20 protein-coding genes are annotated in these 22525 nt (G+C 74.1%); 13 read left to right on the top strand and 7 right to left on the bottom strand.

Annotated elements, in window-relative coordinates:
- The first annotated feature begins 39 nt into the window (after positions 1–39).
- The gene (gene fabG, locus L2C96_RS22880) at positions 40–780 is read left to right on the top strand and encodes a 3-oxoacyl-ACP reductase FabG (RefSeq protein ID WP_237337684.1); all 741 of its coding nucleotides are present in this window, start codon (positions 40–42) and stop codon (positions 778–780) included.
- Positions 781–967: 187 nt separating this feature from the next.
- Here fabG and L2C96_RS22875 read toward each other — a convergent pair whose 3' ends face one another.
- Together L2C96_RS22875 and L2C96_RS22870 are read right to left on the bottom strand one after the other, a co-directional pair.
- Entirely contained in the window at positions 968–2089 is a 1122-nt protein-coding gene (locus L2C96_RS22875) for a DNA glycosylase AlkZ-like family protein (RefSeq protein ID WP_237337683.1), read from the bottom strand.
- On the bottom strand, positions 2089–2481 hold the full coding sequence (locus L2C96_RS22870; protein WP_237337682.1) for a DUF3224 domain-containing protein: 393 nt from the start codon (positions 2479–2481) through the stop codon (positions 2089–2091). The genes L2C96_RS22875 and L2C96_RS22870 overlap by 1 nt, the downstream gene beginning before the upstream one ends.
- A 61-nt stretch (positions 2482–2542) precedes the next feature.
- On the opposite strand from L2C96_RS22870, the gene L2C96_RS22865 reads away from it, so the two are divergent.
- The 3 genes from L2C96_RS22865 to L2C96_RS22855 all read left to right on the top strand — a co-directional run bounded on the left by L2C96_RS22865 (position 2543) and on the right by L2C96_RS22855 (position 5498).
- Complete coding sequence (locus L2C96_RS22865) at positions 2543–3508, top strand: helix-turn-helix transcriptional regulator (RefSeq protein WP_020419766.1); 966 nt, start codon at positions 2543–2545, stop codon at positions 3506–3508.
- Positions 3501–4307: a uroporphyrinogen-III synthase gene (locus L2C96_RS22860; RefSeq protein ID WP_020419765.1), complete on the top strand. Its 807-nt coding sequence runs from the start codon at positions 3501–3503 to the stop codon at positions 4305–4307. The genes L2C96_RS22865 and L2C96_RS22860 overlap by 8 nt, the downstream gene beginning before the upstream one ends.
- Before the next feature lie 72 nt (positions 4308–4379).
- Positions 4380–5498, top strand: a complete 1119-nt coding sequence (locus L2C96_RS22855) for an alpha/beta hydrolase family protein (protein WP_237337681.1) — start codon at positions 4380–4382, stop codon at positions 5496–5498.
- Here L2C96_RS22855 and L2C96_RS22850 read toward each other — a convergent pair.
- Positions 5480–5767, bottom strand: coding sequence for an MGMT family protein (locus L2C96_RS22850; protein ID WP_020419763.1), 288 nt, complete (start codon positions 5765–5767; stop codon positions 5480–5482). The genes L2C96_RS22855 and L2C96_RS22850 overlap by 19 nt on opposite strands.
- A 59-nt stretch (positions 5768–5826) precedes the next feature.
- Here L2C96_RS22850 and L2C96_RS22845 point away from each other — a divergent pair, with 59 nt between their 5' ends.
- The 4 genes from L2C96_RS22845 (at position 5827) to L2C96_RS22830 (ending at position 14305) form a co-directional block, all read left to right on the top strand.
- Entirely contained in the window at positions 5827–9036 is a 3210-nt protein-coding gene (locus L2C96_RS22845; RefSeq protein WP_237337680.1) for an ATP-dependent helicase, read from the top strand.
- Positions 9037–9508: 472 nt separating this feature from the next.
- Positions 9509–12727, top strand: coding sequence for an ATP-dependent helicase (locus L2C96_RS22840; protein WP_237337679.1), 3219 nt, complete (start codon positions 9509–9511; stop codon positions 12725–12727).
- A gap of 11 nt (positions 12728–12738) precedes the next feature.
- Positions 12739–13809: a potassium channel family protein gene (locus L2C96_RS22835; RefSeq protein ID WP_020419759.1), complete on the top strand. Its 1071-nt coding sequence runs from the start codon at positions 12739–12741 to the stop codon at positions 13807–13809.
- Positions 13810–13861: 52 nt separating this feature from the next.
- Positions 13862–14305: a hypothetical protein gene (locus L2C96_RS22830; RefSeq protein ID WP_237337678.1), complete on the top strand. Its 444-nt coding sequence runs from the start codon at positions 13862–13864 to the stop codon at positions 14303–14305.
- Positions 14306–14586: 281 nt separating this feature from the next.
- Here L2C96_RS22830 and L2C96_RS22825 read toward each other — a convergent pair whose 3' ends face one another.
- Positions 14587–15462 (bottom strand): neutral zinc metallopeptidase, encoded by an 876-nt coding sequence (locus tag L2C96_RS22825; RefSeq protein WP_237337701.1) that lies wholly within the window; start codon positions 15460–15462, stop codon positions 14587–14589.
- Positions 15463–15704: 242 nt separating this feature from the next.
- Between L2C96_RS22825 and L2C96_RS22820 the strand changes: the two genes are divergently transcribed.
- The 5 genes from L2C96_RS22820 to L2C96_RS22800 are packed head-to-tail and all read left to right on the top strand — an operon-like array spanning position 15705 to position 20715.
- Positions 15705–16712: a hypothetical protein gene (locus tag L2C96_RS22820; RefSeq protein WP_020419756.1), complete on the top strand. Its 1008-nt coding sequence runs from the start codon at positions 15705–15707 to the stop codon at positions 16710–16712.
- Entirely contained in the window at positions 16709–17338 is a 630-nt protein-coding gene (locus L2C96_RS22815; protein ID WP_237337677.1) for a DUF4129 domain-containing protein, read from the top strand. Before L2C96_RS22820 ends, L2C96_RS22815 begins: the two co-directional genes overlap by 4 nt.
- Complete coding sequence (locus L2C96_RS22810; protein ID WP_237337676.1) at positions 17335–18453, top strand: DUF4350 domain-containing protein; 1119 nt, start codon at positions 17335–17337, stop codon at positions 18451–18453. The genes L2C96_RS22815 and L2C96_RS22810 overlap by 4 nt, the downstream gene beginning before the upstream one ends.
- A complete protein-coding gene (locus L2C96_RS22805; protein ID WP_027936125.1) occupies positions 18450–19418 on the top strand; it encodes an AAA family ATPase in 969 nt (322 codons plus the stop codon). The genes L2C96_RS22810 and L2C96_RS22805 overlap by 4 nt, the downstream gene beginning before the upstream one ends.
- A gap of 1 nt (position 19419) precedes the next feature.
- Positions 19420–20715, top strand: a complete 1296-nt coding sequence (locus L2C96_RS22800) for a DUF58 domain-containing protein (protein WP_237337675.1) — start codon at positions 19420–19422, stop codon at positions 20713–20715.
- A 253-nt stretch (positions 20716–20968) separates the two neighbouring features.
- On the opposite strand, the gene L2C96_RS22795 is transcribed toward L2C96_RS22800, so the two are convergent.
- Genes L2C96_RS22795 through L2C96_RS22785 form a run of 3 tightly spaced genes read right to left on the bottom strand, consistent with a single transcriptional unit; the run spans position 20969 to position 22507 of the window.
- Positions 20969–21268, bottom strand: coding sequence for a hypothetical protein (locus tag L2C96_RS22795; RefSeq protein WP_228684924.1), 300 nt, complete (start codon positions 21266–21268; stop codon positions 20969–20971).
- On the bottom strand, positions 21243–21455 hold the full coding sequence (locus tag L2C96_RS22790) for a ribbon-helix-helix protein, CopG family (RefSeq protein WP_157360654.1): 213 nt from the start codon (positions 21453–21455) through the stop codon (positions 21243–21245). Before L2C96_RS22790 ends, L2C96_RS22795 begins: the two co-directional genes overlap by 26 nt.
- Positions 21456–21502: 47 nt before the next feature.
- On the bottom strand, positions 21503–22507 hold the full coding sequence (locus tag L2C96_RS22785) for a stage II sporulation protein M (protein WP_237337674.1): 1005 nt from the start codon (positions 22505–22507) through the stop codon (positions 21503–21505).
- Between the last annotated feature and the right edge of the window lie 18 nt (positions 22508–22525).

The following is a 22525-nucleotide window of genomic DNA, read 5'->3' as shown; positions in this document are numbered from 1 at the left end:
TGTGATTCGCTGGTTGAAACAGTAATTTCTGTTTCTGTGATGCGTTACACGAACAGGGTCGTTCTGATCACCGGTGCCGGGCAGGGGCTCGGCAGGGCCATGGCGCACAGGTTCGCCGACGAGGGGGCGTCGCTCGCGTTGTGCGACGTCAACGAGGGTGCGCTGAAGGAAACGGCGGTCGACTGCATCGACGTGCGCACGTCGGTGGTCGACGTGTCCGATCCCGAGCAGGTCGACTCGTGGGTCGCGGAGGCGCTGTTCGAGTTCGGGCGCGTCGATGTGCTGGTCAACAACGCCGGCGTGATCCGCGACAACCGGCTGGAGCGGATGACCGACGACGAGTGGGACGCGGTGCTTAATGTCAGCCTGCGCGGGATGTTCAACTGCAGCCGCGCGGTGTTCCCGGTGATGAAGCGGCAGGGGTACGGGCGGGTGCTGTCGTTCTCGTCGATGTGCTGGCGCGGCAACTTCGGGCAGGCCAACTACGCCGCGGCGAAGGCCGGTGTGGTGGGGATGGCGCGCACGATCGCGCTCGAAGGAGCCCGCCACGGCGTGACGTCGAACGCGATCGCGCCCGGGCTCATCGCGACCCCGATGCTGGCGTCCATGGACGACAAGGCGCGGGCGAAGCTCGCCGCGCGGGTGCCCGCCGGGCACATCGGCGACCCGGCGGACATCGCGGAGGCCGCGGCGTACCTGTGCTCCGAGGCGGCCGGCTACGTGACGGGAGTCGTGCTCGACGTCGACGGCGGGATCAGCATCGGCAGCGCGTTGCGCTGAGCTCACGCGCGCTGCGGTGAGCTCACGGGTGGTTCGCCGTGTCCGGCCGGGCAGCGGCCTGTCCGCGCCGCGCCCTGCCCGCTCACGCTGTGGCCAGCCCCGGCTCGCCCGCGCTGGAGCCAGCTCCGGCCTGCCCGCGCTGTGGCCAACCCGCACCGCCCAGCGGTCCCGCGCCCAACCCCGGCCGTCAGCCCCAGCTCACCCGCAGATCCGCGAACCCCCGCGCTCGCGCAACCCGTTCGGCCTCCTCTTCCGCCGCCTTCCGGGCGGCGGGCGGCAGCGGATCGAAGGCGGTGATCGTGAAGTCCAGGCGCTTCCGGCCGCTGCCCTTCGTCCGCCACACGCCTGCCACCTCGCCGCCCGCGAGGAGCGCTCCGGGGTTGCCCAGGATCTTCCACACCTCCTTCTGCCGCGCCCGGTCCGGCACCAGCACCGCCCGGTCGCGCGACTGCAGGAACGGGTCCCACGGCGGCAGCAGCCGCACGAGGTCGGGCTCCGGCGGGTTCTCCAGGGCCGCCACATCGCCCGACGGCAACCACACCACGCGGCCCGCGAAGCGCACCGGCGTCAGGTCGTCCGGCCACATCCGCTTCGCGATCGCCGTCTTCGTGCCGACGAAATCGGCCGCTTCCTTGGGCGTCGCCGGGCCGTGCAGGTGCAGGTAGTCCCGGACGGCGGCCGTCGCGGCCACGGGATCCGGCGTGGTGCGCATCCGCGGCCGGCCCGCCAGTGGCGCGAGCGTCGCGGGCTGCGCACCGGCCTCCAGGCGCACCCCGCCGTGGATCGCCGCCAGCCGCATGACCTGCTCCAGGATGTGGGTGGCCTGGCAGCCGCGGCACCAGTACGACAACCCCTCCGGGATGATCTTCGTGACTGCCTCGCTCACCGCGCCCTTGGTCATCACCCGCGTCACGACCTTGCGGATCGCCCGCGCCGCCGTGAACAACCCGTCCAGCGCGCCCATCCCGGCCGCCTCGACCTGCTTGCGCTGCCAGCCCATCCGCGCCATCGCGTCGTCCTCGTCGAGCGGCACCAGCGCGGCGGTGACCTGGCCGATCTCGTCCGCGCGGTGGAAGTGCGGCGCGCCGCGGTGCGTCCACGCCAGCACGAACCGCGGGTCCTCCACAAAGGACTCCTCGGTGACCGGTCCGGGCAGCCGCGCCGCGAGGGCGATCGCCGCCGTGTCCCGCTGTGTGCTCTGCAGGCCGAGGTCGAAGACGGCCAGCCCGGCCGGGTCCGCGACGTCGCGGTGCAGCCCCTGCGCCGCGATCCGGTGGGCGAGCACCTGCTCGCGATCGACCTCGATCATCACAGCCGGTGGTCGAAGGTGTAGTTCACGGTCTCGCTCGCCCCGCCGATCGTGCCCGTCCCGGTCAGCCCGGTCAGCTCACCGGTGCCCGAGCCTTCGACGACGGTGAACGTGCCCTGGATGCCGTCCGCACCGTAGGCGACGTCGTGCCGGATGACGAAGCTGCCCTTCCGGCCGTTCACGCTGCCCTCGATCCGCTCGAACCCCGGCGCGGTCTGCGGGCTGCCGGTGTAGCCCTCTCCCGGGTAGTACAGCAGGTAGTCGCAAGCCGATTCGCCCTCGATCAGCCCGGAGTAGGTGAACGTGGCGTGCGCGTGGGCGTACCGGGGTCCGTCCTCGGGGCCGCTCACGACCTTCTCGTCCCAGGTCCGCATGGTGAAAGTGTTGGTCATGGGCCCAAGTGTGACGCCCTTGCCTGACACCTTCTGTCAGGTTTCCGGCGATACTGGAGCCATGCGCGCGAGCAGGTTGCTGTCGGTGCTGCTGCTCCTGCAGAACCGGGGCCGGATGACCGCCGAGGAGCTGGCGGAGGAGCTCGAAGTGTCGGTGCGGACGGTTTACCGGGACATCGAGTCGCTGTCCGCCGCCGGCGTGCCGGTCTACGCCGAACGCGGCCGGTCCGGCGGCTACCGGCTGCTCGACGGCTACCGCACCCGCCTGACCGGGCTGACCGGGGAGGAGGCGCAGTCGCTCCCGCTGGCCGGGCTGCCGGACGCCGCCGCCGAGCTGGGCCTTGGCACCGTGCTGACCGCCGCGCAGCTCAAGCTGTACGCCGCGCTGCCGGACGAGCTGCGCGGCCGCGCGGGCAAGGTCGCCGAGCGGTTCGTGCTCGACGTGCCCGGCTGGTTCCGCGGCATCGAGAGCCTGCCGCACCTGGCCGAGGTGGCCCAGGCGGTGTGGGACTCGCGCCGTGTTTCGGTCCGGTACCGGCGGTGGGACAACAGCGAGACGAACCGGCTGCTGGAGCCGCTGGGCCTGATCCTCAAGGCCGGGAACTGGTACCTTGCTGCCCACTGCGACGGTGCGATCCGGACCTACCGGGTGTCGCGGATCCTCTCGCTCGAACCCGGCGCCGCGTTCGAGCGCCCTGCCGGGTTCGACCTCGCCGCCTACTGGCGGGAGTGGTCGGAGCAGTTCGAGCGGCGGATGTACCCGCGGGTCGCCGTCGTCCGGCTTTCCCCGCTGGGCCGCGAACTCGTACCGTTCTACCTGGGAGCGGTGGGCGCTCGCGCGCTGCGGGAGTGCCGTGCGGTTCCGGACGAAGACGGGTGGTTGCGCGTGGAGTTACCGGTGGAACCCGGCGCCCCGGCGCTCGGGGAGCTGTTGCGGTTCGGGCCCGAGCTGCAGGTGCTCGAGCCCGCGGACCTGCGTGACCGGGTGGCGGCCGCGGTGGGCCGGATGGGTGCGTTCTATGGGTGACCTGAGCGGAGTCACGATCGGGGTGACCGCCGAGCGGCGGGCCGAGGAGTTCATCGGCGCGCTGGAACGCAACGGCGCCACGGTGCGGCACGCGCCGTTGATCCACATCGTGCCGCTGCCCGACGACGCCCGGCTGCGTGCCGCGACCGAGGAGGTCCTCGCCGAGCCGCTGGACGTCCTCGCGGTCACCACCGGCGCCGGATTCCGCGGCTGGATCGAGGCCGCCGAGGGGTGGGGACTGCGCGACGACCTGCTCGCGTCGCTGACCAGGGCGCGCGTGTTCGTCCGCGGCCCGAAGGGCAAGGGCGCGGTGCGGGGCGTCGGGCTCACCGAGGAGTGGGCCGCGCCCGAGGAGAGCAACCGGCAGCTGTTCGGGCACCTGCTGGAGGCCGGTGTCGCCGGCGCGCGGCTCGCGGTCCAGCTGCACGGCTCGCCGCTGCCCGAGCACACCGCGCCGCTGCGCGAGGCCGGCGCGCGGGTGATCGAGGTGCAGCCGTACCGGTGGGAGTGGCCCGCCGACCTGCACCCGGCGCACGAGCTGCTCGACGGCGTGCTCGACGGCCGGGTCGACGCGCTCGCGTTCACCAGCGCCCCGGCGAGCGCGAACATGCTGAACCTGGCCCGGGAGCGCGGCGCCTACGACGACTTGGTGCGCGCCCTGCGGGGCGACGTCGTGTGCGCCTGCGTCGGCCCGGTGACGGCCGCGCCGTTCACCGACGCCGGGGTGCCGACACTGCAACCGGAGCGGCAGCGGCTCGGTGCGCTGGTCAAGCTGCTGGTCGCGGAGCTGGGCACCTAGGGGGCCGACCTCCGGGCCGTTCCCGGTGATCATCCGGATGTGCCCGGCCGGGCCCGTTCGTAGGTTCGGTGCATGGTTGAACCAAGATCGCTAACCCGCCGTCTCGCGCTGCTCACCGCCGCCGCCTTCGCGCTCACCGTGGTCCCGGCGTCGGCCGAGACGGCACTCGCCCTGCCGGAACCGTCCGGCCCGTTCGCCGTCGGCGTCACCGAGTTGCACCTGGCCGACCAGGCCCGCGACCGCGAGCTGATGGCGACCGTGCGGTACCCCGCCGTCCACGACCACGGCCCGCGAGCGCCCTTCCTGACACCCGGCGCCGCCGCCGTGATCGCCGAAGCCGACGCCGCCCGGCTCGGCATGGACCCGGCCCGGCTGGACTACGGCTTCGCCACCAACGCGCGTTCCGGCGCGCCCGTCGCCGCGGGGCGGCTGCCCGTCGTGCTCTACACGCCGGGCGCCGAGCAACCCCGCGCGCTGGCGACCACCCAGCTGGAGGAACTCGCGAGCCGGGGATACGTCACCGTCGCGTTCGACCACCCCGGCGAGACGTCCGTGGTGGAGTTCCCGGACGGCCGCCTGGTGCACGGCTCCCTGCCACCGCAGAGCGTCGAGGTCGGCCGCCGGATGATCGCCACCCGCGTCGCGGACGCCCGGTTCGTCCTCGACCAGCTCGAAGTCCTCGCGCGGGGCGGCAACCCGGACGTCGCGCGGCGTGCGTTGCCCGCCCGGCTGGGCCGCTCGCTCGACCTGACCCGGATCGGCATGTTCGGGCATTCGGCAGGCGGGTTCACCACGGCCGAGACGATGCTGGCCGACCCCCGGATCGACGCGGGCGCCAACCTGGACGGCAGCATGGCCTACTCGCAGCGCGACCGGATCTTCGGGCAGGCCGTCGAGCAGGGCCTGGACCAGCCGTTCCTGCTGATGAGCGCCGGTGACCACAGCGCAGCCACGGACGGGTCCTGGCAGGAGTTCCTGAGCAACCAGCGCGGTTCCGTCGAGCAGCGGCACCTGGCACGCGGGGAGCACTTCAGCTACACCGACTACCAGTTCCTGCTGCCCCGGCTCGGCGTCGACCCGGCGGTCACCGCGCCCTGGATCGGCGACGTGGACGCCGCCCACAGCCTGGACTTCCAGCGGACGGGCCTCGTCGAGTTCTTCGACCAGCGGCTCTACGGCTGCCAGCGGTAGGTCTTGAGGTTCACCTTCTGACCGTCCGCCAGCACGCCTTCGGCCCGGAGCAGCTCCAGCTGCCGGTGCACGAGGTGCGGCGCGGGCGTGCCGTTGGCGCGCAGGATCCGGTGCCACGGCAGGTCCGCGCCGTCTTCGGACAGGATCCGGCCGATCATCCGGGGTGACGGGGCGCCGGCGATCGCCGCGATGTCACCGTACGTGGCGACCTTCCCCGGCGGCACGGTCGCGACCACCTCGCGCACCCGCTCGTGCAGCTCCTCGTCCACGTGACCAAACTACCGCCAAGGTGTGCCGGTCCCCGGTTCTGTCGGGCGGTCGTGATTCCATGCCAGACGTGAGCGGAGAGGGGACCCGGTCCCGGGCGGGCGCGCGGCTGGTTCGGCTGCCCGTCCCCGAGCCGCGCCCGGAGCGCTGGGACGCCGACGCGCGGGCGGTGCTGGCGGCGCCCCACGGGTTCGTCCGCGTCCTCGGTGGACCGGGCACCGGCAAGACCACCTTGATCACGAGCGCGGCGGCGGCCCGCATCTCCGGCGGCGCCGATCCGGAGAGCCTGCTGGTGCTCACCGCGTCCCGCCGCGCCGCCAACGCCCTGCGTGCCGAGATCACCCGCCGCGTCACCGCGGGTGACGGCGTGCCCCGCACGATCCGCGAGCCGATCGTGCGCACCGTCCACTCGTACGCGTTCTCCCTGCTTCGCCTGCAGGCCGGGCTGCAGGACGTGCCGGCGCCGCGGCTGCTGTCCAGTCCGGAGCAGGACGTGGTGGTCCGTGACCTGCTGGCAGGCGACCTCGCCGAGGGCGCACCGGACTGGCCCGAGCAACTGCGGCCCGCCCTGGCCGTGCCGGGGTTCGCCGAGGAGCTGCGCGACCTGCTGCTGCGGGCCGCCGAGCGCGGTCTGGGCCCGGAGGACCTGGTCAAGCTGGGTCGGCGCAAGGACCGTCCGGAGTGGGTCGCGGCCGGGGTGTTCTGGCGGCAGTACGAGGAGGTCACCGTCCTGCAGGGTGCGGGAGGCAACGCGCTCGGCGCGCCCGGTTCGCCCGCGCTGGACGCCGCCGAGCTGGTCGCCAGCGCGCTCGTCGAGCTGGAGGGCGACCCCGACCTGCTGGCACGCGAGCAGGCGCGCATCCGGCACGTGTTCGTCGACGACGCCCAGCACCTGGACCACCTGCAGTTCCGCCTGCTGCGGCTGCTCGGCACGGCGGCCGAGGACTTCGTCGTGACCGGCGACCCGGACCAGGCGATCTTCTCCTTCCGCGGCGCTGATCCGGGCCTGCTCACGCGGGCCGACGCCGACGGCGGCCGGACGGTGACCCTGACCAGGACCCACCGGCTGAGTCTCGCCGTGCACGAGGCGGTGACGAAGCTCGGTGCGACCCTGCCGGGCGCGCAGCGGCACCGCGCGATCGAGGTCGACCCGTCGTCCGAGGAGGGCGAGGTCAAGGTCCGGCTGCTGCCGACCCCGTCCGCCGAGGCGAGCTGGGTCGCCGACCAGCTGCGCCGCGCGCACCTCATCGACGGCGTGCCGTGGTCGGAGATGGCCGTGCTGGTGCGTTCGCCGGGACGGTCGTTCCCCGTGCTGCAGCGGGCGTTGCGCGCCGCGGGCGTGCCGATCGCGTCAGCGGCCGACGAGCTGCCGCTGGCCCGCCAGCCCGCGGTCCGGCCGCTGCTCGCCGTCCTGCGCGTCGCCGGTGATCCGGAGCTGCTCGACGTCGACACCGCAGAGATGCTGCTGGCGTCCCCGCTCGGCGGCGCCGACCCGCTGGCGCTGCGCCGGATGCGGCGCGGTCTGCGGCGGCTGGAGCTGGCCGGCGGCGGCGAGCGGTCGAGCGACGAGCTGCTCGTGGAAGTGTTGCGGGACAACGACAAGCTCGGCGGGCTGGCTGAGGCCGAGGCGGCGCCGATCCGCCGGGTCGGCGGGCTGATCGCGGTCGCGCGCGAGGCGATCGCCAGGGGCGCCGGTGTCGAGCAGGTCCTGTGGGACGTGTGGCGGGAGAGCGGCCTGCAGAAGCGGTGGGTGCGGCTGTCCGGGCGCGGCGGGACACTGGGCGCGCAGGCCGACCGCGACCTGGACGCGGTGGTGGCGCTGTTCCACGCCGCGGGCAACTACGTCGACCGGTTGCCGAAGGCGAGCGTGGCGGCGTTCGCGGACTACCTGTCGTCGCAGAACATCGCGGGCGACAGCCTCGCCCCGGTGGCGATGCGCGGCGAGGGCGTGTCGATGCTGACCGCGCACGGCGCGGCCGGTCGCGAGTGGACGGTCGTCGCGGTGGCGAACGTGCAGGAGGGCAGCTGGCCGGACCTGCGGCTGCGTGGGTCGCTGCTCGGCGTCGAGCGGCTGGTGGACCTGCTGTCCGGGCTGGAGGAGGAGACGGTGTCCGCGACGGCGCCGATCCTCGCCGAGGAGCGGCGGCTGTTCTACCTGGCGCTCGGCCGCGCGAAGCGGACGCTGCTGGTGAGCGCGGTGATCGGGGAGGACGAGCAGCCGTCGCGGTTCGTCGACGACCTGGAGGCCAACAGCGCGGACGAGTCCGGGCTGGACTCGCGGGTCAAGCCGCCGGGCCGGTCGCTGGTGCTGGCCGAGCTGGTCGGCGACCTGCGGCGCGCGGTGTGCGACCCGGAGGTGCCGCCGGACCGGCGGGCGCGGGCGGCGCGGCAGCTGGCGCGGCTGGCGCGGGCCGGGGTGCCCGGCGCGCACCCGGATTCCTGGTACGGCCTGGTGGAGACGTCGACGGACACCCCGCTCTACGGCGAGGGCGACGTGATCCGGATTTCGCCGTCCACTGTGGACACGCTGAAGAAGTGCCCGTTGCGGTGGCTGATCGAACGGCACGGTGGCTCCGACCCGGCCCAGCTGGCGGCGATCACCGGGACGCTGGTGCACGAGCTGGCGCAGGCCGCCGCGGACGGCATGGACGACGAGGGGCTGCGCCGCGCGCTGGACGACGCGTGGGCGAAGGTCGACGCCGGCGCGCCGTGGTTCTCGCGGCGGGAGCGCAACCGGGTCGAGCAGATGGTGCGCAACTTCCTGGCGTGGCTGCACAATTCGCGGCACGAGCTGCAGCAGATGGGGATCGAGCAGGACATCGAGGTGGAGCTGCCGGTCGGTGGTGACGGTCTGCTGGTCAAGCTGCGCGGCCGGGTGGACCGCCTGGAGCACGACGCCGAGGGCCGGCCGGTGATCGTCGACCTGAAGACGGGGAAGACCGCGGTGAGCGCCGCGGACGCCGAGCTGAACCCGCAGCTGGCGGCGTACCAGCTGTCGGTGCTGCTGGGCGCGTTCGGCGGGGGGAAGCGCCCGGGCGGTGCCAAGCTGGTGTACCTGGCGAAGGCGCACAACAAGACCGGCGCGACGGTGCGGGAGCAGCCCCCGCTGGACGACGAGAGCGGCCGCGAGTGGCTGGAGCTGGTGCGCAAGGTCGCGGCGTCGGCGACGGGCCCGGAGTACGACGCGATGGAAAACCCGGACTGCGACCGCTGCCCGGCGAAGGGATCGTGCCCGCTGCGCCCGGAGGGCAGGCAGGTGACGGGCCCATGAGGAGAATCGCCGGCGCCCACCAGCCCGGGAGCCGACCCATGACCGAACCCGCCGCCCGGGCCGGCCGGGCCGAGCTTGCCGGTCGGGCCGAGCTTGCTGGTCGGGGCGAGTTTGCCGCCCCGGGCGAGCTTGCTGGCCGGGGCGAGCCCGCTGGCCGGGCCGAGTTGGCTGGCCGGGCTGAGCTCGCTGGCCGGGCTGAGCTCGCCGACTGGGCTGAGCCTGCCGGCCGGGCTGAGCCTGCCGGCCGGGCTGAGCTTGCCGGCCGGGGCGAACTTGGTGGCCGGGCTGAGCTTGCCGCCCGGGCCGGCCGGGCCGAGCCTGCCGCCCGAGTCGAGCCCGCCGCCCGGGCCGAGCCCGCCAACCGAGTCGAGCCCGCCAACCGAGTCGAGCCCGCCAACCGAGTCGAGCCCGCCAACCGAGTCGAGCCCGCCAACCGAGCTGAACCCGCCACACGAGCTGAACCCGCCAACCCATGACCGAGATCGCCTCCCCAGCTGAAGTCGCCCACGCGCTCGGCCTCCACCCGCCCACCCCGGAGCAAGCGGCGGTCATCGCGGCGCCCATCGAGCCCGCGCTGGTCGTCGCGGGGGCTGGGGCCGGCAAGACCGAGACCATGGCCGCCCGCGTCGTCTGGCTGGTCGCCAACGGGTTCGTCACCCCGGAGCGCGTCCTGGGCCTCACGTTCACCCGCAAGGCCGCCCGCCAGCTCGCCGACCGCGTGCGCGCGCGCCTGCGCCGCCTCGCCGGCTCGGGCCTCCTCGACCGCCTCGACCCGGGCGGCGCGCGCCGGGCCGCGGTCGTCGCCGGGGAGCCCACCGTCCTCACCTACCACGCCTACGCCGGCCGCCTCCTCGCCGAGCACGGCCTCCGCCTGCCCGTCCAGCCCGGCGTCCGCCTCCTCTCCGAGACCAGCTCCTGGCAGCTCGCCCACCGCGTGGTCTCCACCTGGGACGAGGACCTGGACACCGACCGCGTCCCGGCCTCGGTCACCGCGCAACTGCTCGCCCTCACCGGCGAACTCGGCGAACACCTGGTCACCGAAGAAAAACTCGCCGAGTACACGCGCTGGCTATGCGACCTCATCGAACGGGCCCCGCGCGCCAAGGGCCAGCGCGCCGCCATGCCGAAGTCGCTCACCGACATCGTGGCCGCGCAGAAGTTCCGCCTCGCGCTCATCCCGCTGATCGAGGAGTACCAGCGCCGCAAGCGGGCCGAGGGCGCACTCGACTTCGCCGACCAGATGTCACTGGCCGCGACGCTCGCCGACAACCACCCGGCCGTCGCCGAGGGCGAACGCGCCCGCTACGGCGCCGTCCTCCTCGACGAGTACCAGGACACCGGCCACGCGCAGCGCATCCTGCTGCGCGCCCTCTTCGGCGGCGTCGAGAACGAACCGCTGCCGGTCACCGCGGTCGGCGACCCCGCGCAGGCCATCTACGGCTGGCGCGGCGCCAGCGCGGCCAACCTGCCCCGCTTCACCACCGACTTCCCGCGCCCCGGCCTGGAACCCGCCCGCGAGTACGGCCTGCTCACCAGCTTCCGCAACCCGGCCGAAGTCCTCGTCCTCGCCAACGGCATCGCCGAACCACTGCGGCAGCGCGGCCTCGGCGTCGAACGGCTCCGCGCCCGCGACGGCGCACCGCCCGCCGACATCGAAGTCGCCCTGCTGCCCGACATCCGGACCGAACGCGAGTGGGTCGCCGATGCCCTGGCGCAGAGGTGGTTCGCCCACCAGGCCGAGCACGGCGCCCCGCCCACCGCCGCCGTCCTCGTTCGCCGCCGCGCCGACATGGCCCCGATCGCCGCCGAGCTGCGGGCCCGCGGACTGCCGGTCGAGGTCGTCGGACTCGGCGGGCTGCTCGACGAACCCGAGGTGGCCGACCTCGTCGCCACCCTGCGCGTCCTCGCCGACCCGTTGGCGGGCACCGCCGCCGCCCGCCTGCTCACCGGCGCCCGCTGGCGGCTGGCGGCCGCCGACCTGGCCGCGTTGTGGCGGCGCGCCAACGAAATCTCCGCGCCCCCGCCCACCGAAGAGTCCAAGGTGGACGATCTGTTCGCCGAACGCGCCGAGCAGACCGGGCTGATCGACGCCCTCGACGACCCGGGTGACCCCAAGCGCTACTCGCCGGAGGGCTACCGCCGGATCCGGGAACTGGGCCACGAACTCGCCGCGCTGCGCCGACGGCTGGACCAGTCGCTGCCCGAACTGGTCGCCGACGTGGAGCGGACCATGCTGCTGGACGTCGAAGCGCAGGCCCGGCCCGGCAGCGCCCGCCGCGCGCACCTGGACGCGTTCGCCGACGTGGTCACCGACTTCGCGGAGACCTCGCCCACCGCCACGCTGATGTCCTTCGTGGACTACCTCGCCACCGCCGCGCACGCCGAGGACGGCCTCACCCCGGGCGAGGTCGAGGTGGTGCCGGACCGGGTGCAGGTGCTGACCGTCCACTCCGCGAAGGGCCTGGAGTGGGAGGTCGTCGCCGTGCCGCACCTGGCGCGCGAGGTCTTCCCGAACAAGCGGCGGTCCTCGTCGTGGCTGCGCACGGTCACGTCGCTGCCCGCGGCGCTGCGCGGCGACTCCGCGGACCTGCCGAAGCTGCGCGTGTCCGACGGCATGGACCGCAAGGAGGTCATCGAGGCCTTCGAGATCCACGAGCAGGACTTCGCCGAGCGCGAGGCCGACGAGGAACGCCGCCTCTGCTACGTGGCGCTGACCCGCTCCGAGCGCGCGCTCATCGTGTCCGGGCACTGGTGGAACGAGACCAGCACCCGCCCCAAGGGCCCGTCGGACTTCCTGCTGGAGGTCGGCGAACTGGCGAAGGAGGGCGTCGGCAAGGTCGCCGCCTGGGCCGAGGAACCGCCTGCCGACGAGGAGAATCCGCTGGTCAGCCAGGCCCGGTCGGCGCAGTGGCCGTCCGACCCGCTGACCGGCCGCCGCGACGCCGTGCACGAGGGCGCCGACCTGGTGCGCACCGCGCTGGCCGAGGGCGAGGTCGACGAAGAGGACGAGGACGACCCGGACGGCTGGATCGCCGACACCGACGTCCTGCTCGCCGAGTTCGCCCGGCGCAGCGGCACGGCCGAGCAGGTCGCGCTGCCCGACCACCTGTCGGTGAGCCAGCTCGTCGAGCTCGCCGCGGACCCCGCCGGCCTGGCCCGCCGCCTGCGCCGCCCGCTGCCGGTGCCCCCCAACACGTTCGCGCGTCGCGGCACCGCCTTCCACGGCTGGCTGGAGCGCCGCTTCGCCGGCGACCGCCTGTTCGACCTCGACGAGCTGCCCGGCGCCGCCGACCCCGACGAGGCCGGCGACGACGAACTCGAAGCGCTGCAGGAGGCCTTCGACCGCAGCGCGTGGGCGGCCCGCACCCCGCACGAGGTGGAGGTGCCGTTCTCCACCGAGGTCGACGGCGTGACCGTGCGCGGGCGGATGGACGCCGTGTTCGCCGACCCGGACGGCGGCTGGACGGTCGTGGACTGGAAGACCGGCGCCGTGCCCGAGGAGGGCCGGATGGCCTCGCTCGCCGTGCAGCTGGCGGCGTACCGTCTGGCTTGGGCGTCGCTGTCCGGAACGCCGTTGGAGAAGGTGCGGGCCGCCTTCCACTACGTGCGCGAAGACCACACGCTGCGCCCGGTGGACCTGCTCGACGCGGACGGTCTGCGTGATCTGCTCCGCAGCGTGCCACAGCCCTAGCGAGGCCTCACATGATCGCTTACGATCCGCGGGTGCGTGTCGCGGACGAACCGGACCACTCGCTCGTCGGCGTCGTCCGGATGCCGGAGCCGGCCCTCAGCCCGATCCGGTCGATCGGCAGACGGATCCTCGGTGCACTGCTGGCGCTGGTCGCCGCGGTGTTCATCGTCTACCTGGGGCGGGACGGCTACCGGGACGTCAACGAGGACGGCCTGTCGCTGCTCGACGCGTTCTACTACGCCACGGTGTCGCTGTCGACCACCGGCTACGGTGACATCACCCCGGTCACGAACTCGGCCCGGCTGATCAACGTGCTGGTGATCACGCCGCTGCGGGTGCTGTTCCTCATCGTCCTGGTCGGCACCACGCTCGAGGTGCTGACCGAGCGGTCGCGGCAGGCGTTCCGGATCCAGAAGTGGAGGACCAAGGTGCGGGACCACGTGGTGGTCGTCGGGTTCGGGACCAAGGGCCGGGCCGCGGTCAAGACCCTGCTCGGGGACGAGGCGATCGAGCCCAACAAGATCGTCGTGGTGGACACCGACCAGCAGGCGCTGGACGCGGCCGCCGCGCTCGGCCTGGTCACCGTGCACGGGTCGGCCACCCGGTCGGACGTGCTGCGGGTGGCGGCCGTGCAGCGGGCGCGCGCGGTCGTCGTCGCCGCGGACCGGGACGACTCGGCGGTGCTGGCCACGCTCACCGCGCGGGAGCTGGCCCCCAAGGCGCACATCGTGGTCTCGGTGCGGGAGGCGGAGAACGTCCACCTGCTCAAGCAGTCCGGCGCGAACCAGGTGGTGGTGTCGAGCGAGACCGCGGGACGGCTGCTCGGCATGGCGACGTCGACGCCGGTCGTCGTGGACATGTTCGAGGACCTGCTCACGCCCGAGTCGGGGCTGGCGATCGCCGAGCGCCCCGCGGAGAAGTCCGAGGAGGGCGGCTCGCCGCGGCACCTGCCGGACATCGTGCTCGGCGTGGTGCGCGACGGGGAGCTGTACCGGGTGGATGCGGCCGCCGTGGACGCCATCGAACCCGGGGACCGGTTGCTCTACGTGAAGAAAGTGACCCCGGCCGACCGGGTTGAGTGATAGATCTCGGCAGCCCGTCGGCGGCTGTGCTTCACCCGGCGCTTCTGGAAGCATGGGGATCGTGCTGCGCTGGAACACCCTCGCCGTCGCCGTGCTGGTCGGCATCGCCATCGTGACCGCCGTGTGGTGGGCGGGGCCGGGGATGCTGGGCACCGCGGCCGCCGCGCAGGGCACGGTCGCGCAGGCCACGGTCACCAAGGGCGCCGAGTGCTCCGAGCCGAACCCGCAGGAGGCGGTGGAGATCACGATCGGCGGGCAGGTGCGCACCGGGACCCTGGACGCGTGCGGGCACGACCAGAACGACCGCGTCGACGTCACCGTGCCTGCCTCGGTGGGGGACGGGGACATCCAGGTGCACCTGGCCGACGTCGTCACCGGCCACGACGACCTGCGCCGCCCGATCGGGCTGGCGCTGCTGGCGCTCAGCTGCCTCGGCGGAGGCACGTACGCGTTCCTGGTCCACCGCGGCCCCCGGCGGGCAGCGACGGTCAGCTGATCCCGGGGGTGTCGGGCGAGGTCGCTTCGCGGGGGCTGACTTCGGACCGGTTGCGCGTCACCAGGCGTGTTAGCTGACCTCGGACGCGGGTGCGATGTCGAGCGCCGGCAGACCTCAGGGAGTTGGGCGGGAGTGCCAGAATCCGCGGGCGCGTGCAACAACGCGAACCGCCGCTTCCCAAAGCCCGGTCGACATCTCGTTTCGCGTCACCCTCCTCGGCCGCCGCGCTGGGCGACGCCTCTCGTCGAGGCGCCGTGCGCGAAGCGCGGCCGCCGGGCGCGTCAGCTCACCTCGGACGCCGGTGCCGCGAACGTGTTGCACTTCGCGATCCGGTTGAACTGCGCGCCCGTCCGCCACCACTGCGCGTAGTGCGCGTTGCTGCCGTGGTCGGAGCTGCCCGAGGTGTTGTCACCGCGGGTGTCCTGGTCCCGCCAGGCCTTGGCATACATGTCGCGCGTCACCGAGCCGCCCCGGTCGACCACGGCGCCCAGGAACATCCCGGAGAAGCACTGCGCCTGCAGCTCCTTGCGCCGCGACAGCTCCAGGCCTGCCGGGGTGTTCTGCCCGACGGCGTAGATCTGCTGCCACACCGCGTCCATGATCCCGGCGACCTCCTGCACGTGGTGGCCGTACTCGTGCGCGAACAGCGCCAGGTAAACCCCTGGGTTGTCGCCGTACTGGTCGGTCTGCAGCCCGCGGAACGGCACGTACAGGTTGTCGTCGCAGTAGTAGGCCGCCGTCGCCACGCTCACCGCGATCGTGCCGCACGCGGTGGTGAAGTGGGTGCCGGTCGGGAAGTGCAGGTTCGGCGGCGTGAACGGCAGGTTGTACCGCTCCAGGAACTGGCCCCACGCCTCGTTGAGGCACTGGTCGGCGGCGGTGAAAAAGGCTTCGGCCGAGGCCTGGTCGCTGTGCCACTCGGGCAGCTCGCAGGCGAAGTTCTGCAGGCCGTCGTCCGGGTTGCGCAGGATCGGGTGGTTCGCCAGCTCCAGGATCTTCTCGCCGTCCACCGAGCCGGTCGCCGCGCCCGCCGCGTTGCCGCCGCTCACCGCGGTGGTCGTCGGCGCCGCCACGGTCGGCGACGACGGGTCCGTGCCGTTGCCGACCGCGATGAACACCACCAGCCCGGCCAGCAGCACCGCGACCGCGCTCAGCACGAACGCGGTGACCGGTCGCGAGGAACGACGCTGTGCCCGGTGCCGCGCCGCGGAGGAGGGCGGCGGCAACGGTTCCCGTGGGCGCTGCGGCGGAGGCGTCATCGGGCGCCAGCATAGTCAGCGCGCGTGCCGCGCGAGTGAGATCACGACTCGGCGGCGGCCGCGTGCCACCCGTGGCCGGTGCCGGACCGCTCTGCGAGAGTGGGCGGCGAAGCGACCCGCAGCGAGTTGGAGAACACCCGATGAGCGACACCGGAGGCTGGACCGGCCCCGATCCCAAGGACCGGCCCGAAGACCCGACGCCTCCCGCCGGCAACCCGATGCCGCCCGCGCCGCCCCCGCCGGGCGCGCCCTACCAGCAGCAGGGCTGGGGACCGCGCCCCGGCTACGGCAAGCCCGGCGTGATCCCGCTGCGCCCGCTGACGGTCGGCGAGATCCTCGATGGCGCCATCACGACCATGCGCCGCCACCCGGCGCTGGTGTTCGGCTCGTCGGCGGTCGTCGCGGTGATCGGCGCGGTGCTGCAGCTGCTGGCCAGCCGCTACCTGCTGCCGGACGTCCAGACGCTGCAGAACCTCGGCCCGGCCGCCACCGACCAGCAGATCCAGGACGCGGCGCTGGACGTGCTCGGCGACACGGCGCTGATCACCGGCGTCGCGGTGATCATCACCGTGCTCACCCAGACCTTCCTGTCCGGTTTCCTGACCGTGGTCATCGGCAAGGCGGTGCTGGGCAAGCCGGTGACCTTCGCGGAGGCGATGGCCGAGGCGAAGCCCCGGTTCCTGCCGCTGCTCGGCGCCACGATCGTCTACGTCCTGCTGGTCGCCGCCGGTTCGGTGCTGTGCCTGATCCCGGGCATCTGGCTCTACACGCTTTTCGGCCTCACCACGCCCGCGCTGGTGCTGGAGCGCGCGAAGGTCGGGCAGGCGCTGTCCCGGTCCCGGCAGCTGGTGTCCGGCTCGTGGTGGCGGTGCTTCGGCATCCTGCTGCTGGCCGGCGTGATCGCGACCGTGCTGCAGTACCTCGTGGACATCCCGTTCAGCCTCGGCGCCGGCGGCACCGACGTGCTCACCGGTGAGGCCGTCCCGGCCGGCTGGGGCGCCCTGCTGCTCGTCGCGGTCGGACAGGTGATCGCCCAGACGATCGTGCAGCCGTTCGTCGCGAACACCACCGCCCTGCTCTACATCGACCAGCGCATGCGCAAGGAGGGCATGGACCTCCAGCTGGCGCGGGCGGCGGGCACCGCTTGATCCGGCTCGCCGACGTCCCGGTCGTCGTCGACGCCGACGACGCGCGCCGCGCCGCCGAGGCCGAGCTGTCCGACCCCGCCTACGCCCTGGCGCAGCCGAGCTGGTTCGACCGGGCGATCGGGTGGCTCGCCGAACGCATATCCGACCTGTTCACCAGCGCGTCGGGTCTGGTGCCCGGCGGCGGCTTCGGCGTGCTCGTGCTGATCGCGGTGCTGGTGCTGGTGATCGTGGTGGTGCGGCTGCGGGTCGGGCCGCTCGCCCGGTCCGCGCGACGGCCCGCCGTGGTCTTCGCGGACCGGTCGCGCACCGCGCAGGACTACCGCGACGCGGCCGAGCGGGCCTTCGCGGCGGGCGACCTGGACACGGCGGTCCGCGAGCGGTTCCGCGCCGTGGTCCGGACGCTGGAAGAGCGCGGCGTGCTCGACGAACGGGCCGGGCGCACCGCGGACGAGGCGGCCCGCGAGGCGGCCGGTCCACTGCCGTCCGCCCGCGACGCGCTGCGGCAGGGCGCGGAGCTGTTCGACGCCGTGCACTACGGCGGCCGCCCGGCCACCGCCGAGGGCTACCGGCACCTGGCCGAGCTCGACGAGCTGGTCCGCCGGACCCGTCCTGAGGTGCCGGCGTGACCAGCGTGTCCCCCGACTCCCGCCGGATCTGGCGGGCGGCTCGCGCGCCCCTGGTGATCGCGGTGATCGTGCTCATCGGCGCGGTGATCGTGCTGCTGAGTTCGGCAGGCGAGCAGCGCGGGTCGCTCGACCCGGACTCGGCCGCCCCCGGCGGCTCGCGCGCGCTGGCGCGGCTGCTCGAACGGGAGGGTGTGCGGATCGTCCCCGCGCGGACCTACGCCGAGGCCGAAGCGGCGCTGCGGGGCGACGCTACCCTGCTCGTGACCGCCCCCGGCCGCGTCGAACCGGGCCGGCTCGCCGCGCTGCGGTCCCGCGCCACGGACGCGGTGCTGGTCGGCCCCGACGATCCGGTGCTCGACATCCTGGCGCCCGGCGTGGTCGTCAACGGTGAGGTCGAGCCCGCCGCGCGCGAGCCGGGGTGCACGGTGGCCGGCGCGGTCGCCGCGGGCAACGCCGTGCTGGACGGTTTCACCTACGAGGCGCACGGCCGGGCCCGCGGCTGCTACGACGGCACGCTGCTGCAGCTGCCCGGCGACCGCGGCACCACCACGATCCTGGGCGGCGGCGCGCCGATGACCAACGACCGGCTCGATGAGGCCGGCGACGCGGCGCTGACCATGCGCCTGCTCGGCCGACACGCGACGCTGGTCTGGTACGTGCCGACGCCGGGTGACGCGGGCGCCGGGATCGTGGCACGGTCGTTCACCGACCTCATTCCGCGCCCGTGGCTGTTCGGCGCGGTCCAGCTCGGCGTGGCCGCGGTGCTGTTCGCGCTGTGGCGCGCCCGGCGGCTCGGGCCGGTCGTGGCGGAACGGCTGCCGGTCGTCGTCCGCGCCGCCGAAACCACCGAGGGCCGCGCCCGGCTCTACCGCCGCGCCGGTGCGGCCGGCCACGCCGCGGCTACGCTGCGGCAGGCGGCGATCGACCGCGTGCGCCCGCTGCTCGGCCTCGGCGCGGGCGCGGAACCGGCGGCCGTCGTCGCCGCGGTCGCGGCCCGCACCGGACGGCCCGCCGCGGCCGCCGGGGAGCTTCTGTACGGTCCGGCGCCGGGGGACGACGCCGGTCTGGTCCGCCTCGCCGACGAGCTGGACCGCATCGAGAGGGAGATCAGTTGACCAGCACGGACACCACTTCGGACGCCCGGAACGCGTTGGTCGCGTTGCGCGCCGAGGTCGGGAAGGCGGTGGTCGGCAACGACGCCGCGGTCACCGGGCTCATCATCGCGCTGCTGTGCCGCGGGCACGTGCTCGTCGAGGGCGTGCCGGGGGTGGCGAAGACGCTGCTGGTGCGGGCCCTGGCGACCGCGCTGGACCTGGACACCACGCGCATCCAGTTCACGCCCGACCTGATGCCGGGCGACGTCACCGGCTCGATCGTCTACGACTCGCGCTCGGCCGAGTTCTCCTTCCGCGAGGGGCCGGTGTTCACGAACCTGCTGCTCGCCGACGAGATCAACCGCACCCCGCCGAAGACCCAGTCCGCGCTGCTGGAGGCGATGGAGGAGCGGCAGGTGTCGGTCGACGGGCGGCCGCGACCGCTGCCGGACCCGTTCACCGTCATCGCCACCCAGAACCCGGTGGAGTACGAGGGCACCTACCCGCTGCCGGAGGCGCAGCTGGACCGGTTCCTGCTCAAGCTCACCGTGCCGCTGCCGACGCGCGAGGACGAGATCGGCGTGCTGGCCAGGCACGCGCAGGGGTTCGACCCGCGTGACCTGTCCGCCGCCGGGGTGCGGCCGGTCGCGGGTGCGGAGCAGCTCGCCGTCGCGCGAGCCGCGGTCGCCGGGGTGACGGTCGGGCCGGAGGTGCTCGGCTACATCGTCGACCTGTGCCGGGCGACGCGCGCGATGCCGTCGGTGCGGATCGGCGTGTCCCCGCGTGGCGCCACGGCGCTGCTCGCCGCGACGCGGGCGTGGGCCTGGCTGTCCGGCCGCGGGTTCGCGACGCCGGACGACGTGAAAGCGCTTGCGCGGCCCGCGCTGCGGCACCGGCTGGACCTGCGGCCGGAGGCCGAGCTGGAGGGCGCGACCGCGGACGGCGTGATCGAGCGCGTGCTGGCCACCGTCCCCGTCCCGCGCTGACATGGCGATCACCGGCCGGGCCGGCCTGCTGGCGCTCGGGGGCATCGTCGTGGTGGCGCTCGGGGCGCCGTCGTGGACCGGTGTGCTCGCGGTGCTCGGCGTGATCGCGTTGCTGGTGGCCGTGGACCTGCTGCTCGCGGCGTCCGTGCGGCGGCTGGTGTTCGCGCGGTCCGGGGCGACGTCGGTGCGGCTCGGCGAGCCGGTCGAGGTGACGCTGTCGGTGACCAACCCCGGTTCCCGTGCGCTGCGTGGGTTGCTGCGGGACGCGTGGCCGCCGAGCGCGGGTGTGGAGCAGGACCGGTTCCGGATCGCGGTGCCGCCGGGGGAGCGGCGGTCGGTCGTGGTGCGGATGACGCCGGTTCGGCGCGGCGACCGGTCCTCGGCGCGGGTGACCGTGCGCGCGCTGGGACCGCTCGGGCTGGCCGGGCGGCAGGGTTCGCACCGGGTGCCGGGCAGTGTCCGGGTGCTGCCGCCGTTCCGCAGCCGCAGGCACCTGCCGTCGCGGCTGGCGCGGCTGCAGCAGCTCGACGGGCGGCAGGCGGCGCTGGTGCGCGGCGAGGGCACGGAGTTCGACTCGCTGCGGGAGTACGTGATCGGCGACGACGTGCGGTCGATCGACTGGCGCGCGTCGGCGCGGGCGGCGGATGTGATGGTGCGGACGTGGCGTCCCGAGCGGGACCGGCGGGTGCTGCTGGTGCTGGACACCGGGCGGACGTCGGCGGGCCGGGTCGGGGACGCGCCACGCCTCGACGCCGCGATGGACGCCGCGCTGTTGCTGGCGGTGCTGGCTTCGCGGGCGGGGGACCGGGTGGATTTCCTCGCCTACGACCGGCAGGTGCGGGCGGACGTGCGCGGGCTGGCGGCGGGGGAGTTGCTGCCGGGACTGGTGAACGCGATGGCGCCACTCGAGGCGAGCCTGGTGGAGACCGACGCGCGCGGCATGGTGGCCGAGGTGCTGCGCCGCGTCCGGCGGCGGTCGCTGGTGGTGCTGCTGACCGGCCTGGACGCGGCGCCGCTGGAGGAGGGCCTGTTGCCGGTGCTGCCGTCCGTGGTGGGGCGGCACCAGTTGCTGGTGGCGGGCGTGGCGGACCCCCGGGTCGCCGCGATGGCCCGCGCCCGCGGCGACGCGGAAGCGGTCTACGAAGCGGCGGCCGCTGAACGGACGCTGGCGGAGCGTCGCCACGTGACTGGTTTGCTGGCGCAGCGCGGGGTCGAGGTGGTGGACGCGGTGCCGGACGAGCTGGCTCCCGCGCTCGCGGACCGGTACCTGGCGCTGAAGGCCGCGGGCCGGTTGTAGGGCCGCACCCCCGCCGATCCCGCCTCGCGGCCGCCGGCCTCGCACCCGCACTCGCCGGCCTCGCGCCGGTAAACGCGGGACTCGCGTCCGCGAGCGCAGAAAGCGCCCCCGGGATCGCAGACCTCGCACCCGCCGGCTACGCGCCGGCGCCGGCACCCACGGCCTCGCGCCCGCCGCATCGCGCTCACCGTGAATCCCACGCTCGCTCAGCCGCGCAAGTTCCACCGCCAGGCGCGAGAGCCGGCCGGCGACGTCAGTCGGTCGCGATCACCATGAACAGGCGCGTGCTCAGCCGCTGCATGAGCTCCTCCGGCACCTCGCCGAGCTGCCGCGTCAGCGACTCTTTCGGCACGTGGTCCAGCCACGTGTACCGCACCCAGCCGCCCGCGCCGGTGGCCACGCTGAGCGGCACGGCGTGCTCGATGACCTCCATCGTCACCACGTGCTCGTCGTCGATGTCGTTCAGCATGTTGCCCGAGAAGACCAGCACCCGCCGCGAGCCGCCGGAGACCGCCCAGATCTGTCCTCTACGCGGCCGAAGAGCCACGGGCACGCCAGTCGTCCGCGGCGGCGCGCACCTGCTCGGGGTGCTCGGCGTTCCACCGCGCCTGCTGCTCGCACAGCTGCCGGTACGCCTCGCGCTCCACGGCAGCCCGGACCCACTCGCCCACGGACTGCCCCGCCGCCTCGGCGAGGGCCGTCACCTGCGCGTACGTGTCATCGGAAAGCTCCAGCCGCATGCCCATCACCATAGAGCCGGCCACCGACAATCCCGGGCAGCGGCGTGTCAGCCGGCCTCGGGCAGCAGGTCACCGCGGTGCCGGGAGTCCACGTCCCCGGTGACCCCGGCCCGCACGGCCCGCCGCCCCAGCACGAACACATACACCAGGAACAGCACCTCGGCGGCCACCCCGATCGCGATCCGCGCCCACGTCGGCAACCCGGACGGCGTCACGAACGCCTCGATCACGCCCGACACCAGCAGCACGCACGCCAGCCCCAGCGCCATCCCCGCCGCCGCCCGGCCTTCCTGCGCGAGCGCCGCCGCTCGGGACCGCCGACCGGGGTTGATGACCGTCCACCCGAGACGGAGCCCGGTGCCCGCCGCGACGAACACCGCGGTCAGCTCCAGCAGCCCGTGCGGGGTGATCAGGCCGAAGAAGACGTCCAGCCGCCCGGCCGCCGCCATGAACCCGGCCGACAGGCCGACGTTGAGCACGTTCTGCCACAACGCGACCAGCACCGGGATCCCCAGCAGCACCCCGAAGAACAGGCAGGTCGCCGCGACCCAGGCGTTGTTCGTCCACACCTGCGCGGCGAACGAGGCGGCCGGGTTGCTGGAGTAGTAGGTCTCGAACTGCCCGCCCGGTTCGGTGAGCGCCCGGATGTCCTCCGGCGCGGCGATGCTCGCCTGCACCTGCGGGTCGCCCGCGATCCACGCCCCGATCAGCCCGCCCACGAGTACCGACACCAGCGCGGCGGGCAGCCACCACCGGACCGTCGTGTAGACCGCGGCCGGGAAGCGCTGCGCGAAGAACAGCCCGACCTCCCGCCAGGCTGGGTTGTGCGAGCCGGTGACGGCCGAGCGGGCACGCGTGACCAGCGACGACAGCCAGGACAGCAGCGCCGGGTCCGGCGCCGACGACCGCACCACGGACAGGTGCGTCGCGGCCCGCTGGTACAGGGTGACCAGCTCGTCGGCCTCCGGACCGGTCAGCCTGCGGGTGGCCAGCAGTTGGTCCAGCCGGGCCCATTCGGCGCGGTGGGCCGCGACGAACAGGTCCACGTCCATGGGGGCAGATTACAGTGG

The sequence above is a fragment of the Amycolatopsis tucumanensis genome (genome assembly GCF_021654135.1).
In the GTDB taxonomy this organism is placed as follows: domain Bacteria; phylum Actinomycetota; class Actinomycetes; order Mycobacteriales; family Pseudonocardiaceae; genus Amycolatopsis_E; species Amycolatopsis_E tucumanensis.
This window is presented reverse-complemented; position numbering and strand designations above follow the sequence as displayed.

Excerpts from the sequence above, each read along its gene's own strand:
- fabG (WP_237337684.1), top strand. The coding sequence starts at position 40 with ATGCGTTACACGAACAGGGTCGTTCTGATCACCGGTGCCGGGCAGGGG.
- L2C96_RS22875 (WP_237337683.1), bottom strand. The coding sequence starts at position 2,089 with ATGATCGAGGTCGATCGCGAGCAGGTGCTCGCCCACCGGATCGCGGCG.
- L2C96_RS22870 (WP_237337682.1), bottom strand. The coding sequence starts at position 2,481 with ATGACCAACACTTTCACCATGCGGACCTGGGACGAGAAGGTCGTGAGC.
- L2C96_RS22865 (WP_020419766.1), top strand. The coding sequence starts at position 2,543 with ATGCGCGCGAGCAGGTTGCTGTCGGTGCTGCTGCTCCTGCAGAACCGG.
- L2C96_RS22860 (WP_020419765.1), top strand. The coding sequence starts at position 3,501 with ATGGGTGACCTGAGCGGAGTCACGATCGGGGTGACCGCCGAGCGGCGG.
- L2C96_RS22855 (WP_237337681.1), top strand. The coding sequence starts at position 4,380 with ATGGTTGAACCAAGATCGCTAACCCGCCGTCTCGCGCTGCTCACCGCC.
- L2C96_RS22845 (WP_237337680.1), top strand. The coding sequence starts at position 5,827 with ATGCCAGACGTGAGCGGAGAGGGGACCCGGTCCCGGGCGGGCGCGCGG.
- L2C96_RS22840 (WP_237337679.1), top strand. The coding sequence starts at position 9,509 with ATGACCGAGATCGCCTCCCCAGCTGAAGTCGCCCACGCGCTCGGCCTC.
- L2C96_RS22835 (WP_020419759.1), top strand. The coding sequence starts at position 12,739 with ATGATCGCTTACGATCCGCGGGTGCGTGTCGCGGACGAACCGGACCAC.
- L2C96_RS22830 (WP_237337678.1), top strand. The coding sequence starts at position 13,862 with ATGGGGATCGTGCTGCGCTGGAACACCCTCGCCGTCGCCGTGCTGGTC.
- L2C96_RS22820 (WP_020419756.1), top strand. The coding sequence starts at position 15,705 with ATGAGCGACACCGGAGGCTGGACCGGCCCCGATCCCAAGGACCGGCCC.
- L2C96_RS22800 (WP_237337675.1), top strand. The coding sequence starts at position 19,420 with ATGGCGATCACCGGCCGGGCCGGCCTGCTGGCGCTCGGGGGCATCGTC.
- L2C96_RS22790 (WP_157360654.1), bottom strand. The coding sequence starts at position 21,455 with ATGCGGCTGGAGCTTTCCGATGACACGTACGCGCAGGTGACGGCCCTC.
- L2C96_RS22785 (WP_237337674.1), bottom strand. The coding sequence starts at position 22,507 with ATGGACGTGGACCTGTTCGTCGCGGCCCACCGCGCCGAATGGGCCCGG.